The organism is Burkholderia ambifaria AMMD (genome assembly GCF_000203915.1).
Lineage (GTDB): Bacteria > Pseudomonadota > Gammaproteobacteria > Burkholderiales > Burkholderiaceae > Burkholderia > Burkholderia ambifaria.
In genome coordinates, this window is record NC_008392.1 from 206,203 (window position 1) to 223,776 (window position 17,574).

Genomic DNA, 17,574 nt, shown 5'->3' on the forward strand with positions numbered 1-17,574 from the left:
AGATGCAGGCCCTGTTGCGATGAACTATCTTCGCGCCCACACCATCGACGAAGTGCTCGGCCGGCTGGCAGCCCAGCCGCGGCCGCGCATCGTGTGCGGGGCCACCGATGCGTTCGCCGATATCGGCCTCGTGCCCGCCCGCTCGGCATGGGTGGATATCAGCCGCGTCGACGCGTTGCGCGCCATCGAGCAGCACGACGGCGAAATTCGCATCGGCGCGGCGAGCACCTGGGAAGCCATCGCCCGGACGGCATCGCTGCCCGTGGCGCTGACGGCGGCCGCCGCTTGCGTCGGCCCCCGTCAGATTCGCGTCCAGGGCACGATCGGCGGCAACGTGTGCCATGCGTCGCCGGTGGCGGACGGCATCCCGGCGCTGCTGGCGCTCGACGCGCGCGTCGAATTGGCGAGCCTGCGCGGCGTGCGCCGCCTGCCGTTGGCCGAATTCCTGCTCGGCAACGGCCGGACCGCGCTGCACGCGGACGAACTGCTGGTCGCCGTGCTGCTTGCACCAGCGCACCCGCACGACCGGACGTCGTTCATCAAATGCACGAATCGCGACGGCTCGGCGATCGCCGTCGTGTCGGCCGCCGCGCAATTGCGCGTGGGCGCGGACGGCACGGCCGACGCGGTCGCCGTTGCGATCGGCGGCGCATCCGACGTCGCGCGCCGGATGCCGGCGCTCGAGGCGGCACTCGCGGGCCGGCGGCTCGACGCACTGGCCGGCGCGATCGCGACGGCACCGCTTGCGGAGTTGTCTCCGGTCGACGACTGCCGGGCGACCGCGTCGCATCGCATTCATCTCGCGCGGCTGGCGGTCACGCGCGCTTTCACATGCTGCATCGAGGAGAACGCACGTGGCGCATCCACTGCCTGATCAGTTGGCCGACGTTCGCGAAACCATCGCCGGGGGCAGCACGCCGGTTTCGCCGGAACCGGACTGGTTCGAGCTCAACGGCACGCGGCGAAGCCTGCCAGCGGACCACTCGCAGCGGCTCATCGACCATCTGCGCGCGGACCTGCGCCAGTTCGGCACCAAGGAAGGTTGCCGCCAGGGTGATTGCGGCAGCTGCACGGTAATCGTCGACGGCGACGCGCGCTACGCGTGCCTGATTCCGGTCGGACAGGTCGCGGGACGCCGTGTCGTCACCGTCGAAGGCCTCGCCGAAGGTACCCGCTGCGGCGGCCGCCTGCAACACGCGTTTCTCGCGCATCAGGCGGTGCAATGCGGCTTCTGCACGCCCGGCATGCTGACGGCCGCGGCGGCGGCGATCGACGCCGGCGAGGTGAGCGATCGCGCCAGCGCGCGGGCCGCCATCGACGGCGTGCTGTGCCGCTGCACCGGCTACCAGAAGATCGTCGACGCGGTGACCGAGGCGGGCTGCGGCGCCGCCGCGCGATGCGTGACGCCTCCTCCGTCCGACGGGCCGTCCGTCGGCGTACCGCTGACGCGCCTCGATGGCCCGGAAAAGGTCGACGGAAGCCAGCGTTTCGGCGCCGACGGCTATCCGGCCGACAGCCTGTTCCTGCGCGCGGTCCGCAATCCGCATCATCGCACGCGTTTCGTGTTCGGCGACCTCGACGCATTCGTGCGCGCCCATCCGGGCGTGCACCGCGTCCTCACCCATGCCGATGTGCCTGGCATGAATCTGCACGGTGTCGCGACGCCGTACATGGATCAGCCCGTCCTTCCGGAGACGGAAGCGCGCCACCATCTCGAGGCGGTGGCGCTGGTGGTCGGCGAACGCGGCGCGATCGCGGCGCTCGACCTCGACTGCTTTCCGGTGAACTGGGAACCGCTGACGCCGGTGCTCGCGATCGCCGATGCGGTGCTCGACGACAGTCCGCTGCTGCACGCCGATCGTCCCGGCAACGTGCTGATCGAGGGGCACGTGCGCCGCGGCGACCCGGAACGCGCGATGCAACGCGCGCGTCACGTCGTGAGTGCAACGTTCGAATCCAGTTTCGTCGAGCACGCGTACCTGGAGCCCGAGGCCGGATGGGCGCGACGCGTGGGCGACACGATCGAAATCCATTCGTCCACGCAGGCGCCGCATCCGCATCGCGCCGATCTCGCCCGCATTCTCGCGGTCGCGCCGGAGCAGGTGCGCGTCGTGGCGACCGCGGTCGGCGGCGGTTTCGGCGGCAAGCTCGACATGACGGTCCAGCCGCTGCTCGCGATCGCCGCCTGGCATCTCGACAGGCCCGTCGCGATGGTGTTGTCGCGCGAGGAATCGATGGCCACGTCGACCAAGCGCCACCCCGGCCGAATGACGTCCAGCATGGCCGCCGATGCCGATGGCCGGCTCCATGCGGTGACGTTCGACGGCGACTTCAACACCGGCGCGTTCGCGTCGTGGGGCACGGCCGTCGCCAACCGCGTACCGGTGCATGCCGGCGGCCCGTACGTCATTCCCCACTATGCGGCACGCGCACGTGCGATTCATACGCACGTGACGGCCGCGGGCGCGTTCCGCGGCTTTGGCGTGCCGCAAACGACGATGTCCCAGGAACAGCTCATCGACGAGCTGGCGTTCACGGCCGGCATCGATCCGCTCGAATTCCGCGCGATGAACGCGCTGCGGCCGGGCGACACCCTGCCGACCGGGCAGGTGCTTGACGACAGCGTGGGGCTCGTCGCCTGCCTCGATGCGCTGCGACCGGCATGGCGTGACGCACACGCGCGCGTCGCCACGCTGAATGCGGCGGCGCCGGGCCATCTGCGTCATGGCGTCGGGATGGCGGCGTTCTTCTACGGCTGTGGCAACACCGCGTTGCCGAACCCTTCGACCGTGCGCTTCGGCATCCGGCCCGACGGCACGATCGTGCTGCACCAGGGCGCGGTGGACGCCGGCCAGGGCGCGAACACCGTGATTCCGCAAATCGCCGCCGATGCGCTGGGTGTACCGGTCGATCGGCTGCACTTCGTCGGTCCGGACACGTCGGTGACGCCCGATTGCGGTCGCACGTCCGCTTCGCGCCAGACGTTCATTACCGGTCGAGCGGCGTTCCTCGCCGGCACGACGCTGCGCCATCGGCTGCTCGCCTTCGCCGGTGCGTCATCCGACGCGCGGATTTCGGCCGATGCGCGCGGTGTTGCTGTCGATGGAAAGGTACTGGATCTCCGGGCGCTGCCGGTCGATGCACACGGCTACGTCATCGCGGCCGAAGAGAGCTTCGATCCGCCGACCACGTCGCTCGATGCGTCGGGGCAAGGCTCGCCTTACGCCACCTATGCGTTCGGCGCGCAGATGGCCGAAGTCGCGGTGGACTGCGACAGCGGCCGCGTCCGCGTGCTCAAGGTCGTGGCCGCGCACGACGTCGGCAAAATGGTCAATCCGACGCTGCTCGAAGGACAGATCGAAGGCGCGGTGGCCCAAGGTATCGGCATGGCGCTGATGGAGAAGTACCACCCCGGCCGATACAACAATCTGCACGACTATCTGATTCCGACGGTGCATGACATGCCCGACGTGCAGTCGATTTTCATCGAAGCGCCGACGGCCGTCGGCCCGTACGGGGCAAAAGGCATCGGCGAGCCGGCGCTGGTGCCCACGGCCGCGGCCATCCTGAATGCGATCCATCACGCAACCGGCGTGCGCATCCGCGAAGCCCCGGCCACGCCGGATGTCGTGCGTGTCGCGCTCGCGGCCCGTAAAGCGCCTTCCACGCGCCGCTAGCGCCGTTCCCACCCAGCGAACAACACGATGACGTCAACAAGAAATGCCGAGGAAGTCTCACTGCGGGCCGGATCCGGCTCGTCCTGGTACGCGGAACTCGATCCCGCCGGCAAGCGCGCGTTCAAGGCGTCGTTCGCCGGCTGGGCGACCGATGCGTTCGACTTCATGGTGTTCAGCTTCGTGCTGGCTTCGCTGATCGACCTGTGGGGCCTCGATCGCGGCAAGGCCGGCCTGCTGAGCACCGTGACGCTGATTTTCTCGTCGGTGGGCGGCTGGATTGCCGGCATCCTCGCGGATCGCTATGGACGGGTCAAGGTACTGCAAGGCACGATCCTGTGGTTCTCGGTCTGCACGCTGGCGATCGGCTTCGCGCAGAACTTCGAGCAGATCTTCGTGCTTCGCGCGCTGCAAGGGCTCGGCTTCGGCGGCGAATGGGCGGTGGGCGCCGTGCTGATCGGCGAGATCGTCGCGCCCGCACATCGCGGCAAGGCGGTCGGCCTGGTACAAAGCGGCTGGGCGATCGGCTGGGGTTGCGCGGCGATTCTCTACAGCATTGCGTTTTCCGTCCTGCCCGAGTCGCTGGCGTGGCGCAGCCTGTTCTGGGTTGGCATCGTGCCCGCCCTGCTGGTGCTCTACATCCGCAAGCACGTGCCGGAGCCCGACGTGTTCGTGCAGGCGGACGCAGCCCGGAAACAAGGCGCGAGCCAGCCGTCGGTGTGGGCGATCTTCTCGCGTTCGCAGGTGCGACGTACCGTCCTCGCCGCGCTGCTGTGCACGGGCATCCAGGGCGGCTTCTATGCGATGTCGACCTGGCTGCCGGCCTTCCTCAAGATCGAGCGACACTTGTCCGTGCTCAACACGAGCGCTTATCTGTTCGTGATCATCGTGGGGTCGTTCTGCGGATATGTCGTCGGCGCGTACCTTTCCGACCTCTGGGGACGCCGGCGCAACTTCATGCTGTTCTCCGCGCTGTCCCTCGTGTCGGTGTGCCTGTACCTGACGCTGCCGCTGTCGAATGCGCAGATGCTGTGGCTGGGCTTTCCGCTCGGCTTTTCTTCATGCGGGATCTTCAGCGGCGTCGGCGCCTACCTGACGGAACTGTATCCGTCGAACTTCCGCGCGAATGCGCAAAGCTTCACGTACAACTTCGGTCGCGGCATCGGCGCGCTGTTCCCGAGCCTCGTCGGGATGCTGAGCCATTCGCTCGGTCTCGCGCTGGCCATCGCGATTTTTTCGGGCGCGGCCTATGGCGTCGTGCTGTTGGCCGTGCTCCTGTTGCCGGAGACGAAAGCGCGATCGCTTTGATGGTTGGCGATGGAATGAGCGCCTGCGCCCCCCGCGTCACTCAGCCACCGACGTACACTTGCCACTCCTCGCCGGTGGTAAAGCCCATCGACTCGTACACGTGACGCCCTGCCGGCGTGCAATGCAGAAACGCGGTATGCGCGCCGGCGTCGAACGCGGCATCCATCACCGCCTGAGTCGCAGCCCGCGCGTAGCCTCGTCGCCGATAGGCCGGTAGCGTCGACACATTGAATACGCCGACCTGAGCGTTGCGCACGACGCCGAACGAGGTCGCGACCGGCATCCCGTCGACCTCCACCCAAAAGCCCATCATGCCGTCCGCTTCCAGCACGGCCGGCGCGCTCAGTCTTCGAAATACGCCCTCCGGCGCCTCATAGCCCGCGGCAAGCGCGCCGTTGTACCGTTCGCTGTCCGCTGCCGTGACGCGCCGCACGACCACGTGCCCGTCGCTGTTCGCCGGCGCGGCGACGCGCGCCAGCCGCTTCGTCATGAACGGCAACGCGACGCGTTGTGTCAGGCCGTGATCGTCCGCGATGCGCGCGATCTCGTCGGCGTGCGTGCTCGCGCCGCGGGTCTGAATGCTCCACGGCACTGCGCACGTGCTGAATGCGTCGGAAAGCAGCCGGATTTCGTCGACATCAGGCTGCCGCGTCATGCTGATGACCGCGTTCAGCACGGACACGGGTGCGCCACTGTAGATCGCCTTCGTTCCATGCGCGCCGCGCTCCACAAAGCCCACATCCTGCAAGCGGCAAAACGCGTCGATCGACGCGTGCCACGCAGCCACGGAAGCATCCAGTAGTTCGGTCGGAGAGGTCATTTCGGTCCTGACTAGGTCGGTAGCTGATATCTATCGACAACACTCGAGCAAACCGATTCATTCCGTGCCGGCGCGCGGATTCCATGTGCGAGACGTGCCGCGAGCGCAACGCGTTGCGACCTCCGGCACGGTCAGCACCACGGCACCACTCACTGCGTCGGGTCTTTCAACTCGATCAGCAGATCCTTCGCCGCGACCCGCTCACCCGGCTTCACGTGCACGGCCGCGATCTCGCAGTCCCGCTCCGCCGCGATGTGGGTTTCCATCTTCATCGCCTCGAGCGCGAGCAGCGTCGTGCCGGCCGTCACGCGCTGCCCCGGCTGCACGGCGACCGTCACCACCGAGCCCGGCATCGGCGCGGCGACATGCAGCGGATTTGCCGCATCCGCACGCTGCAGACCATGGCGCTCCTTGCCCGCCTGCACGACCGTCTTCTGCTCGACGAGCGCGGAACGCGACTGGCCGTTCAGCTCGAACAGCACCTTCACGATGCCGTCCTGCGCATCGGCGTGCTGGCCCTGCAGCGACACGAGCAGCGTCTTGCCCGGCTCGATGTCGATCGCCACTTCCTCCTGCGGCTGCAGCCCGTACAGGAACGCCGGGGTCGGCACCACCGACGTGTCGCTGTACGCGCGAACGTGCGCGTAGTAGTCGACCGTCTGCTTCGGATACATCAGATAGGAAGCGAGCTGCCGATCGTCGAGTGGCTGCTCGCACGCGGCCTCGGCCTGCGTGCGTACCGCGTCGAGATCGACCGGCGGAATCTGGTCGCCGGGACGATACGGCGCCGGCGGCTCGCTCTTGAGCACCTTGCGCGACAGCTCCGCCGGGAAGCCGTCCGGCGGGAAGCCCAGCTCGCCCTTGAACAGCGACACGACCGACTCGGGGAACGCGAGGTCCTTGTCCGGGTTGCGCACGTCGTCCACGCTCAGGTCGTTCGCGACCATCATCAGCGCCATGTCGCCGACCACCTTCGACGTCGGCGTGACCTTCACGATGTCGCCGAACAGGCGGTTCACGTCCGCATACGCGCGCGACACCTCCGTCCAGCGATGATCGATGCCGAGCGAGCGTGCCTGCTCGCGCAGGTTCGTGTACTGGCCGCCTGGCATCTCGTGCCGATAGACGTCGGCCGTGCCCGCGCGGATCTCTGATTCGAACGGCGCGTAATAGCGGCGCACGCCTTCCCAATACATCGACGCTTCGTGCAGGCGATCCGCGTCGAGCCCGGGATCGCGCTCGCCGCCGGCCAGCGCGGCCGCGATGCTCGACAGGTTCGGCTGCGACGTGAGGCCGCTCATCGCGTCGAGCGCGCCGTCCACCGCGTCGCACCCTGCTTCGACCGCCGCGAGCACCGACGCCGCGGCGATCCCGCTCGTGTCGTGCGTATGGAAATGCACGGGCAGCCCGGTTTCCTCCTTCAGCGCCTTCACGAGCGTCGCCACCGCCTTCGGGCGGCAGATGCCGGCCATGTCCTTGATGCCGAGCACATGCACGCCGGCCTGCTGCAATTCGCGTGCGATGCCGACGTAATACTTGAGGTCGTATTTCGAACGCGACGTATCGAACAGGTCGCCGGTGTAGCAGATCGCGCCTTCGCACAGCATCCCGCTTTCGCCGACCGCGTCGATCGCCACGCGCATGTTGCGCACCCAGTTCAGCGAGTCGAACACGCGGAACACATCGACGCCCGCGCTTGCGGCCTGCTGCACGAAGAAGCGCACGACGTTGTCCGCGTAGTTCGTGTAGCCGACCGCGTTCGAGCCGCGCAGCAGCATCTGGAACAGGATGTTAGGCACGCGTTCGCGCAGCAGCGCGAGGCGCTCCCACGGGTCTTCCTTCAGGAAGCGCAGCGCGACGTCGAACGTCGCGCCGCCCCAGCATTCGAGCGAGAACAGCTGCGACAGCTCGCGCGCGTAGAACGGCGCGATCGGCAGCATGTCGGCCGTGCGCATGCGCGTCGCGAACAGCGACTGGTGCGCGTCGCGCATCGTCGTGTCGGTCATCAGCACCTGCTTCTGGTCGAGCATCCAGCGCGCGAACTTCTCGGGCCCAAGCTCGCGCAGGCGATCGCGCGTGCCGGCCGGAATCGCCACGGCCGTATCGATCTTCGGCAGCACCGGTTTGGGCAACGGCAACGCCGGCAGCGCGCGACCGTTCATCTCCGCGTTGCCGTTCACGTTCAGTTCGCCGAGATAGCGCAGCAGCTTCGTCGCGCGATCGCCGCGCTTCGCGAATGCGAGCAGCTCCGGCGTCTTGTCGATGAAGCGCGTCGTCACGTCGCCCGCGATGAAGGCCGGATGATTGATCACGTTCTCGAGGAACTGCAGGTTCGACGTGACGCCGCGAATCCGGAACTCGCGCAGCGCGCGATCCATCCGGTGAATCGATTCGGCCGCCGTCGGCGCCCACGTCGTCACCTTCACGAGCAGCGAGTCGTAGTACGGCGTGATCACCGCGCCGCCGTAGGCCGTGCCGGCATCGAGCCGCACGCCGAAGCCGGCCGCACTGCGGTACGCGGTGAGCCGCCCGTAATCAGGCAGGAAGTCGTTCTCCGGATCCTCGGTCGTGATCCGGCATTGCAGCGCGTTGCCGTTCAGCGGAATCGCCTGCTGTTCCGGCACGCCGGCCGCGCGCGCGACGAGCGCGCCGTCGCCGCTCGTCGTGTCCTCCGCCAGGCCGATCCGTCCGCCTTCGGTGATGCGGATCTGCGCCTTCACGATGTCGATCCCGGTGACCATCTCGGTCACCGTGTGCTCGACCTGGATACGCGGATTCACCTCGATGAAGTAGAACTGGCCGGTGTCGGCGTCCATCAGGAATTCGACGGTGCCTGCGTGCGTATAGCCCACCGCGCGCATCAGGCGCAGCGCGGACTCGCACAGTGCGTGCCGGCTTTCGCGATCGAGATACGGCGCGGGTGCGCGTTCGACGACCTTCTGGTTGCGCCGCTGCACCGTGCAGTCGCGCTCGTACAGATGCACGACCGTGCCGTGCAGATCGCCGAGCACCTGCACCTCGACGTGCCGCGCATTGCGCACGAGCTTCTCGACATACACCTCGTCGTTGCCGAACGCGGCCAAGGCCTCGCGGCGCGCGACGGGCAGCAGCGTTTCGAGATCCTGAGCATTTTCCAGCACGCGCATCCCGCGTCCGCCGCCGCCCCAGCTCGCCTTCAGCATCAGCGGATAGCCGACTTCCGCGGCCAGCACCTTGCACGCGTCGAGATCGTCCGGCAGCGGCGCGGTCGCGGGCATCACGGGCACGCCGGCGGCGATCGCCGCATTGCGCGCGGCCACCTTGTTGCCGAGCGTGCGCATCACGTCGGGCGACGGGCCGATCCAGCGGATGCCGGCGTCGATCACGGCCTGTGCGAAATCGGGGTTCTCGGACAGGAAGCCATAGCCGGGATGGATCGCGTCCACCTTCGCCTGCCGCGCGACGCGCAGGATGTCGTCGATGTCGAGATACGCGGCGAGCGGCTTCTTGCCCTCGCCGATCAGGTAGCTCTCGTCCGCCTTGAAGCGATGCAGCGCCAGGCGGTCTTCCTTCGAATAGATCGCGACCGTGCGGATGTTCAGCTCGGCGGCGGCACGCATCACGCGGATCGAGATTTCCGAGCGGTTCGCGATCAGGATGGACTGGATGGGGGTAAGCATCACGGCAGCCATGGATAGTGAAGGGTTGAATTGAACGCGCCGATGTGCCGTCCGCCACGCGCACCACGTGCACGCGTCGCCGGTCGGCATGCGGAGCTTCGCATCGGTCGTTCGCGGCGGCATCGTCCCGGCTTTCGCCAGCCAACATGTTCGCCATATCGCGCGACAGCCGCTATCGACATCGCGACGGCGAATAGCATCCAGCCGACCAGCAGGAAATAAGGGACCGGCTCACGGGCCGCTCGACCGGCCGGTTCATTTCACTCGGAAAGACCGGTCAACTAATAGACATCGATGGAGACTGTCGCTCGTCGATGCAAACGGCACGCCCCATCGAATACCCGACGGACCGGTCGGTCATTGCTCGCCCTCGACGCCGGCATCGAGCCAGCCGCGCATCATCACACCGACCTCGTCGTTCAGCCACTGCCGGAACTGCTGATATTCGGGGCGCGGCTGCGCATTCCGGTGCGTGATCAGATAGTGATGGCGATCGCGAAACACCAGCACGTCCTGTACCGGCCGCATCAGGATGCCCTGGTCGATCTGCCGGTGCACGAGGTGATGCCAGCCCAGCAGCGTGCCCTCGCCGGCCTCGGCCTGCGCGACGAGCAGCCGGTAGTCGTTGCTTTCCAGATACTTGTTCTCGGTCAGCGTGTCGGTGCCGTCGCCCTGCTGGAACCAGTTGCGCCACACGCGCCAGTCGACGTGCTCGCACACCTGCGCGCGGCCGAGCATCGACAGGTTCAGGGTGGGACGCGACAGCAGGTCCAGCGGCTTCAGCGACCGGCCATGAAAGTGACGTTCGTGAAACGCGGGGCTGCACACCGGATACACGATGTCGTGAAACATCGGCTCGACGTCGAACTCGGGCTCGCGCGGCGGGTTCTTCGTGATGATCACGTCGGGCTCGATGAGCCCGTCGAGTTCCATGAAGTGCTCGGTGACGATCAGGTTCAACCGGATATCCGGAAACCGCTCGCGAAAGGCCGGCAACCGCGACGACAGCCACAGCGCCGAGAACGTGTGCGACACGCAGATCATCAGCGCGTGCTTGTCGGTGCGGCGCACCGCCTCCGCCGCCTCGGCGATGTTCATGATCGACAGGTACGACGCGTTGTAGAGAATCCGCCCGGCATCCGTCAGCGCGATATGTCGGCCGGTGCGCTCGAACAGAGCAACGTCGAGCGAATCCTCGAGTTCCTTGATCTGCCGGCTGACCGCGGCCTGCGTCACGCACAGCACCTCGGCCGCCTGCGTGAAGCTCTCGTAGCGCGCCGCCGTCACGAAACACCGCAGCGCCCGAAGCGACGGCATCTGCGCGAGGAGTCGGTCTGCAAACAATTGCTTCTTCAACATGGCTTTCACTCTCAAAACGGAGGCCGGACGCGGCGCCGGAGAACCCGTCGTCCGCGGCCCGCCGGTTGCCGGCGGGCCGTGTCATCGCAAACCTTTCAATTGTCAGAATAGTGCGGCTTGCGAGTCAGCCGGGCGGCTGGCGACGGTGGGCACCGCCGAAGCGGTGTCGCGATGACGCTATTGTCGATCGATTGTGCACCGCATCGCCATTATCGGAAGCGATGATGGGGAGCGCAACGCGGGCGGCGGACCGGCATGCTCCGACCGCGCCGCTCGCGCACCGCGCATTTGCGCAGCGCACCAGATACCGTGCAAGGGCCGCCATCTCAGGATGCCGGGCCGTTGGTTGACATGCCGCAGCTTGCGCCGGCCGGGGCCGCACGGACCCGGCATGCCGCGCTGCCGCGGCGCGCGCGCTCAGTCAAGCTTCAGCCAAGTGGTCTTCAGCTCGCAATATTGATCGTGCGCGTAGACCGACTTGTCGCGCCCGCCGAACCCCGACTGCTTGAAGCCGCCGAACGGCGTCGACAGGTCGCCTTCGCCGAAGCAGTTCACCGTGACCGTGCCCGCGCGAATCCGCGCGGCGACCTTGTGCGCGCTGTTCACGTTGTCGGTCCACAGCGACGCGGCCAGCCCGTAGCACGTATCGTTGGCGATCCGCACCGCATCGTCGACGTCGTCGTATTCGATGACGCAGACGACCGGCCCGAACACCTCGTCGCGCGCGATGCTCATCTCCGGCGTCACCTGATCGAAGATCGTCGGTTCGACGAACCAGCCGCCCGTCTCGGCGAGGATCGCGCGTCCGCCGCACACCACGCGTGCGCCTTCCGCCTTCGCCTTCTCGATATGGCCGAGCACCTTCTCGTAGTGCTTCTGCTCGATCAGCGCGCCGAGCTTCACGTCCGGGTCGAGCGGATCGCCGGTCTTCCACCCGGCGAGCACGGCCTGCACCTTCTCCAGCAGTTCCGCCTTCCGGCTCGATGGAACGAGGATTCGCGAGCCGGCGCTGCAGTTCTCGCCCATGTTCCAGAACGCGGCCGCGACGGCCTGTTCCGCCACCGCATCGAGGTTCGCGACGTCCGGCAGGATGACCTGCGGATTCTTGCCGCCGCACTCGAGCACGACGCGCTTCAGGTTGGTGTCGGCCGAGTAGTGCAGGAACCGCTTGCCGGTCGCGGTCGAGCCGGTGAACGCGACGAGATCGACGTCCGGATGGCGGCCGATCGCCTCGCCGGCCTCACTGCCGAAGCCGGTGACGACGCTGAACACGCCCGGCGGCACGCCGGCCTCCAGCGCGAGATCGGCGATCCGCAGCGTCGACAGCGACGTCTGTTCGGCCGGCTTCACGACCACGCTGTTGCCGACCGACAGCGCGGGGCCGATTTTCCATGCGAGCATCAGCGCGGGGAAATTCCACGGCAGCACGGCACCGACGACGCCGATCGGCTCGCGCGTAATCATGCTCACGACGCCCGCGCCGGACGGCGACAACGCGTCGTAGCGCTTGTCGGTCACTTCCGCGTGCCAGCGAATGCACGCGGCCGACTCGGGAATGTCGAGCCCCAGGCATTCGCCGATCGGCTTGCCGGCTTCCAGCGCCTCGAGTAGCGCGAGTTCCTCAGCATGCTCCTCGATCAGTTGTGCGACGCGCAGCAGCACCGCCTTGCGGTGCGCAGGCGCGGCCTTCGACCAGACACCCGATTCGAACGCGTCGCGCGCGGCCGCGACCGCCCGGTCGACGTCCCGCTCGTTGCATCGCGCCACCTCGGCGAGCACCTTGCCGGTTGCGGGGTTGAGCGTGGCGAACGTCTCGCCCGACGCCGCCGCGCCGCGTTGCCCCGCGATGAACGCGCGACCGTCGAGCGACAACGCGTTCGCCTTCTGTTTCCAGTCCTGATGGTTCGTCATGTCGTTTCCTCAATAATCAAAGTTCGGCACCGGCCGAAAACTCCTTGGCCCAGATCGTCGCCGACACGGCCAGGTCGACGATCGGTCGAACCGGCAGCGGACGCGGATGCGGCTGCTTCAGCAACTGCTGCACGAGACTGTTCGATTCGCCGAGCGCGTACTCGGCGATCAGCTTGCCGGCGGACGACCCACGGCTCAGGCCGAGGCCGTTGCAGCCGATCGCTTCGTAGAGGCCGTCGTCGCGCTTGCCGAACAGCGCGCCGTTGTTGGCGGACAGGCACAGCGGCCCGCCCCACGTATATTCCAGCTCGACGCCGCCGAGCATCGGAAAGCGGCGCTCGAACGAGCGCTGATGCAGATGCCGCGACTTCGCGAGATCGGCCTGCGACACCTTCACGTCCGGCCGGAACGCGAAATGGTTGCGCACGCAAATACGATCGTTGCTCAGGCGCCGCACCGTCGTGCCCATCGGGTCGGCCGGAATCAGCGCCCACGAACGCGTGCCGCCGAGCTTCGCCACTTCGTCCGGATTCATCGCGCGCGTGAGCGAGGCGAACGTATAGACCGGCAGCAAGCCGTTCGAATGCATGCCGAAGGTCGCCGCGTACGCATTCGTGCACAGGATCACCTGCTTCGCGACGATCCTGCCGCCGGCGAAATGCAACACGCGCGTGTCGCCGCGATGCTCGATGCGCGTCACCGCGCTGAGCTCGAACACCGTCACGTTGTCCGGTTGCGTCGCCGCCAGGCCGCGCATCAGCGCGGCCGGCTGCGCCGTGCTGCAACCCGGCGTGAACAGCGCGCCCGTATAGAAGTCCGTGCCGGTCACGGCCCGGATCCCGGCCTGATCGAGCCATTCGAACGCTTCGCCGATGCGCGACAGCCCATCGGCGAAATGCGCGAGCGCGGCCGCGCCCTTCGGGTTGACCGACGCGTGGAATTTGCCGTCGTCGCGCCAGTCGCAATCGATGCCGAAGCGCCGCACGATCTCGCGCACATAGTCGATCCCGTGCCGCTGAAACCGCACATCGGCGCGATCCTCGTCGATGCTGCGCGAGTAGCTTTCGCTGCTGATGTCGTGCGGCAGGTCGACGAAGAATCCGGAATTGCGCCCGGCCGTCGTGCGGCCGATCCGGTCGGCCTCCACGAGCGCGACGGACGCACCGGGCGCCAGCTCCGCGAGCCGGCGCGCCGCGCAAAGCCCGGTGATGCCGCCACCGACCACCACCCAGTCGAACCTGCTGTCGGACGTGACGGTGCGGGCGTCCTGCGCGGGCGGCACGCTCTCCCACCATCCGTTCACCCCGTCGGGCGCCGGAAACCGCGCGAATTCCAGATTCGGGCCCATGATCGATTACCGGGCGTCGCGCAGCAGCGGCTTCACGAGCTTCGCGAATGCGTCACGTTCGTCACCCGACAGCGCGCCGAGCGGTGCGCGGGCGACACCGACCGGCAGGCCGGCCAGCTCGCAGCCGTAACGCACGTACTGAATGAACTTGCCGCTGCGCTCAAGCAGTTCGAGCACCGGCAGCAGTTGCGCCATCAGCTTGCGGCCGGCGGCGAAATCGCCGCGCTTCACGCACGCGTCGAACAGGTCGGTGTGCGCTTCCGGCAAAAAGTTCGACGCGCCGCCGACCCAGCTGCGCGCACCCCATGCGAAGAACTCGAGCGCCTGATCGTCCATCCCGCAACTCAGCACGAGCCGGTCGCTGAAATGCGTCGACAGATGATGCAGATGCGCGATATCGCCGGTGCTTTCCTTCATCGCGACGAAGTTCTTGCGCTCGAGCAACGTCGCGAGAATGTCGTCGCCGATTTCGGTGCCGGTGCGCGCCGGGAAGTTGTACAGCATGATCGGCATGTCCAGCGCGTCGTCGACCGCGAGCAGGTGCGCGAGCAATTCCTGCTGGGTCGGCTGCGCGTAGTACGGCGCGGCCACCAGCAACGCGTTCAGTCCCGCGCGTTTCGCCTCGCGGCCGAGCCGCAGCACTTCCTTCGTCGTCGTCGCGTTGATGCCCGCGGTCAGGAACGTCTTGCCGCCGGCCGCGGCGGCGACCGTGTCGAACGTGTGCGCGCGCTCGTCGAAGCTCAATGCGTAATATTCGCCGGTCGTCCCGCCGATACCGAGACCCGACACCCGGCCCGCGAGATCGGCCGCATGACGGCCCAGCAATGCATGATCGATTTCGCCGTCCGTGTCGAACGGGGTGACCAGCGGTGTGTGTACGCCCTCAAAGCTCATTTCGATTCCTCACTCAGGTGGATGCGCCGGGTTCCGCCGTCGAGCGGGAAACCGGCAATTCGACAAAAACGTCGTCGGCGCGTCGCGGCATTCGTGCACCCACGCCGACCGATTCGCTACGTAATCCGAACGATGTTGCTAGCCCGGACCGATGCGGTGTCAGGCGAACGCCTCCGCATGTGCGTAAATGGGGAACTGGCTGCACAGGTCGCGCACGCGGGTCCGCACCGACCGTTCGACCGCCTGGTCGCCACTCGGATCGCGCTCGAGCGCCGCCAGCACGTCGACGATCATTTCGCCGATCTGCTCGAACTGCGCGGGCCCGAAGCCGCGCGTGGTGCCGGCCGGCGTGCCGAGCCGGATGCCGGACGTGACCATCGGGTTTTCCGTATCGAACGGAATCCCGCTCTTGTTGCAGGTGATGCCGGCGCGCTCCAGCGCCTTCTCGGCTTGCGCGCCGGTCATGCGCCGCGAACGCAGGTCGACCAGCAGCAGATGGTTGTCGGTGCCGCCCGTGACGAGCGAGAGGCCACCGGCCGTCAGCACGCTGGCGAGCGTCTGCGCGTTGCGCAACACCCGGTCGATATGGCGGGCGAACTCCGGGCGCAGCGCCTCGGCGAACGCCACGGCCTTGCCGGCGACGACATGCATCAGCGGGCCGCCCTGCAACCCCGGAAATACCGCCGCATCGATCTGCTTCGCGAGCTCGGCATGGTTCGTCAGGATGAAGCCGCCGCGCGGGCCGCGCAGCGTATTGTGCGTAGTGGACGTCACGACGTCGGCGAACGGCACCGGATTCTGATGCCGGCCGGCCGCGACGATGCCGGCGAAATGCGCGATGTCGACCATCAGCTTCGCATCGACGCTGTCCGCGATCTCGCGGAACGCGGCGAAGTCGAGCGCACGCGGATACGCCGAGTAACCAGCGATGATCAGTTTCGGACGATGCCGCCCGGCGAGCCGGCGCACGTCGTCGTAATCGATGCGCAGCGTGTCCGGGCTCACGCCGTACTGCACCGCGTTGAACCACTTCCCCGACAGCACCGGCCGCGCGCCGTGCGTGAGATGGCCGCCCGCGTCGAGCGACATGCCCATCACCGTGTCACCGGGCTTGACGAGCGCGAGCATCGCCGCGCCGTTGGCCTGCGCGCCCGAGTGCGGCTGGACGTTCGCATGCGCGGCGTCGAACAGTGCGCACGCGCGGTCGATCGCGAGCGACTCGATCCGGTCGACATGGTCGCAGCCGCCGGAGTACCGCCGGGACGGATAGCCTTCCGCGTACTTGTTCGTCAGCACGGTCCCCTGGGCTTCCAGCACCGCCGCCGACGCGATGTTTTCAGACGCGATCAGTTCGATCTGGCTCTGCTGACGACGCAGCTCCAGTGCGATCTCCGATGCGATCACCGGATCCCGGCTCTGGAGCGTTTCGGAAAAAAAGCGGGCGTTCTCGTTCACTTGGTGACTCCGCGGCGCGATTCGTGACGTGCTGCATGGACTGCATGAACTACATGAACTGCGTGTACCGCACACCGCAAGGCCGTCGGCATCGGGCGATGTGCGTCCCCGGCAGCGCGGCTTTACTGCTGCAGCCAGGCCTTCAGCTTCTCCGGATGGGCGTCGACGAACTTCTTCGCGGCCGTCGCGTAGTCGTTGGTGCTGTTCCCTTCGAACTCGATTGCCTCGACGTCGGCCAGCGTCAGCTTCAGGTGCTTGAAGAACACGTCGGCGCGCGGGAACTTGCCTGCGAACTTCTTCGATGCGAACGCGTGAATCTGCTCTTCACCGCCCAGCGTGCCCTTCGGATCCTTCAGGTAACGCATCTGCCACTTCTGGAACAGCCAGTGCGGGCTCCAGACCGTCGCGACGATCCACTGCTTCGACTGGTACGCACGCGACACGCTCGCCAGCATGCCGGCCTCGCTCGACGCCTGCAGGTTGTAGCCGTCCAGGTTGTAGGCCTTGATGGTTTTCTCGGACGCCTGCATCAGGCCGCCGCCCGGCTCGATGCCCTGGATCGTGCCGTTCAGCTTGCTCTTGACCTCGGGCTTGCTCAGGTCGGCGATCGACGACAGCTGCGATTCCGGAATGTAGGTCGGTACCGCCCAGCCGTTCCGGCCGCCCGTGTAGATGATGCCGACGTCATCCAGGTCGTTCTTGTACTTCGCGTAGTACGTCGCGTGCGTGACTGGCAGCCAGCCGCCGACCATGATGTCCAGATCGCCGCGGGCGACGCCCTGGTACTGGATGCCGATGTCGGCCTGGACGAACTGCACCGGCTGCTTGAGGTTCGTCTCCAGCACGTACTTCGCGACGTTGGCCACCGCGAGCACGTCGGCCCAGTTGGTCACCGCGATCTTGACCGGCTCGGCCGCGACCGCCACGCCCACACCTGCGCTGCGGGCCACCACCGTCGACACCGCAAGTTTCGCCAGAAGCGATTTGAACGTATGGGTATTCATATAGTACTCCTTGTTAATCACGCGAGTCTTTCAAGGATGAGGAACGCCTCGATCGGCGTTTCTGGTCTCCACGCACTGCTACACCGGTTCCGCCGCGGCACCGTGGCCGCGGCGCTTCATTCCGTCAACTGCCTTCGTCTGC

The 17,574-nt window shown here is 67.2% G+C and carries 11 protein-coding genes; 3 read left to right on the forward strand and 8 right to left on the reverse strand.

Features of this window, described 5'->3' with window-relative positions; all coding sequences use genetic code 11:
- The first annotated feature begins 19 nt into the window (after positions 1-19).
- Genes BAMB_RS28660 through BAMB_RS28670 form a run of 3 tightly spaced genes read left to right on the forward strand, consistent with a single transcriptional unit; the run spans position 20 to position 4,982 of the window.
- Positions 20-874, forward strand: a complete 855-nt coding sequence (locus BAMB_RS28660; protein ID WP_011660648.1) for an FAD binding domain-containing protein — start codon at positions 20-22, stop codon at positions 872-874.
- Positions 855-3,677: a molybdopterin-dependent oxidoreductase gene (locus tag BAMB_RS28665; RefSeq protein ID WP_011660649.1), complete on the forward strand. Its 2,823-nt coding sequence runs from the start codon at positions 855-857 to the stop codon at positions 3,675-3,677. The genes BAMB_RS28660 and BAMB_RS28665 overlap by 20 nt, the downstream gene beginning before the upstream one ends.
- A gap of 27 nt (positions 3,678-3,704) precedes the next feature.
- Positions 3,705-4,982 (forward strand): MFS transporter, encoded by a 1,278-nt coding sequence (locus BAMB_RS28670; protein WP_011660650.1) that lies wholly within the window; start codon positions 3,705-3,707, stop codon positions 4,980-4,982.
- 40 nt (positions 4,983-5,022) lie between these two features.
- Here the strand turns inward: BAMB_RS28670 and BAMB_RS28675 are convergent, their stop codons facing one another.
- The 8 genes from BAMB_RS28675 to BAMB_RS28710 form a co-directional block, all read right to left on the reverse strand.
- Positions 5,023-5,802, reverse strand: coding sequence for a GNAT family N-acetyltransferase (locus BAMB_RS28675; protein ID WP_011660651.1), 780 nt, complete (start codon positions 5,800-5,802; stop codon positions 5,023-5,025).
- Positions 5,803-5,951: 149 nt separating this feature from the next.
- The gene (locus tag BAMB_RS28680; RefSeq protein WP_041491756.1) at positions 5,952-9,473 is read right to left on the reverse strand and encodes a pyruvate carboxylase; all 3,522 of its coding nucleotides are present in this window, start codon (positions 9,471-9,473) and stop codon (positions 5,952-5,954) included.
- 345 nt (positions 9,474-9,818) lie between these two features.
- Positions 9,819-10,820 (reverse strand): LysR substrate-binding domain-containing protein, encoded by a 1,002-nt coding sequence (locus BAMB_RS28685; RefSeq protein WP_011660653.1) that lies wholly within the window; start codon positions 10,818-10,820, stop codon positions 9,819-9,821.
- A 417-nt stretch (positions 10,821-11,237) separates the two neighbouring features.
- Positions 11,238-12,731, reverse strand: coding sequence for an aldehyde dehydrogenase (locus BAMB_RS28690; RefSeq protein ID WP_011660654.1), 1,494 nt, complete (start codon positions 12,729-12,731; stop codon positions 11,238-11,240).
- A 16-nt stretch (positions 12,732-12,747) separates the two neighbouring features.
- Positions 12,748-14,079, reverse strand: coding sequence for an NAD(P)/FAD-dependent oxidoreductase (locus BAMB_RS28695; RefSeq protein WP_011660655.1), 1,332 nt, complete (start codon positions 14,077-14,079; stop codon positions 12,748-12,750).
- Between the two features lie 6 nt (positions 14,080-14,085).
- Positions 14,086-14,973, reverse strand: a complete 888-nt coding sequence (locus BAMB_RS28700) for a dihydrodipicolinate synthase family protein (protein ID WP_011660656.1) — start codon at positions 14,971-14,973, stop codon at positions 14,086-14,088.
- Between the two features lie 159 nt (positions 14,974-15,132).
- On the reverse strand, positions 15,133-16,428 hold the full coding sequence (gene glyA, locus BAMB_RS28705; RefSeq protein WP_011660657.1) for a serine hydroxymethyltransferase: 1,296 nt from the start codon (positions 16,426-16,428) through the stop codon (positions 15,133-15,135).
- A 122-nt stretch (positions 16,429-16,550) separates the two neighbouring features.
- Positions 16,551-17,432 carry a glycine betaine ABC transporter substrate-binding protein gene (locus BAMB_RS28710; RefSeq protein ID WP_011660658.1) on the reverse strand — a complete coding sequence of 294 codons (882 nt, stop codon included), beginning with the start codon at positions 17,430-17,432 and terminating at the stop codon, positions 16,551-16,553.
- Positions 17,433-17,574: the final 142 nt, after the last annotated feature.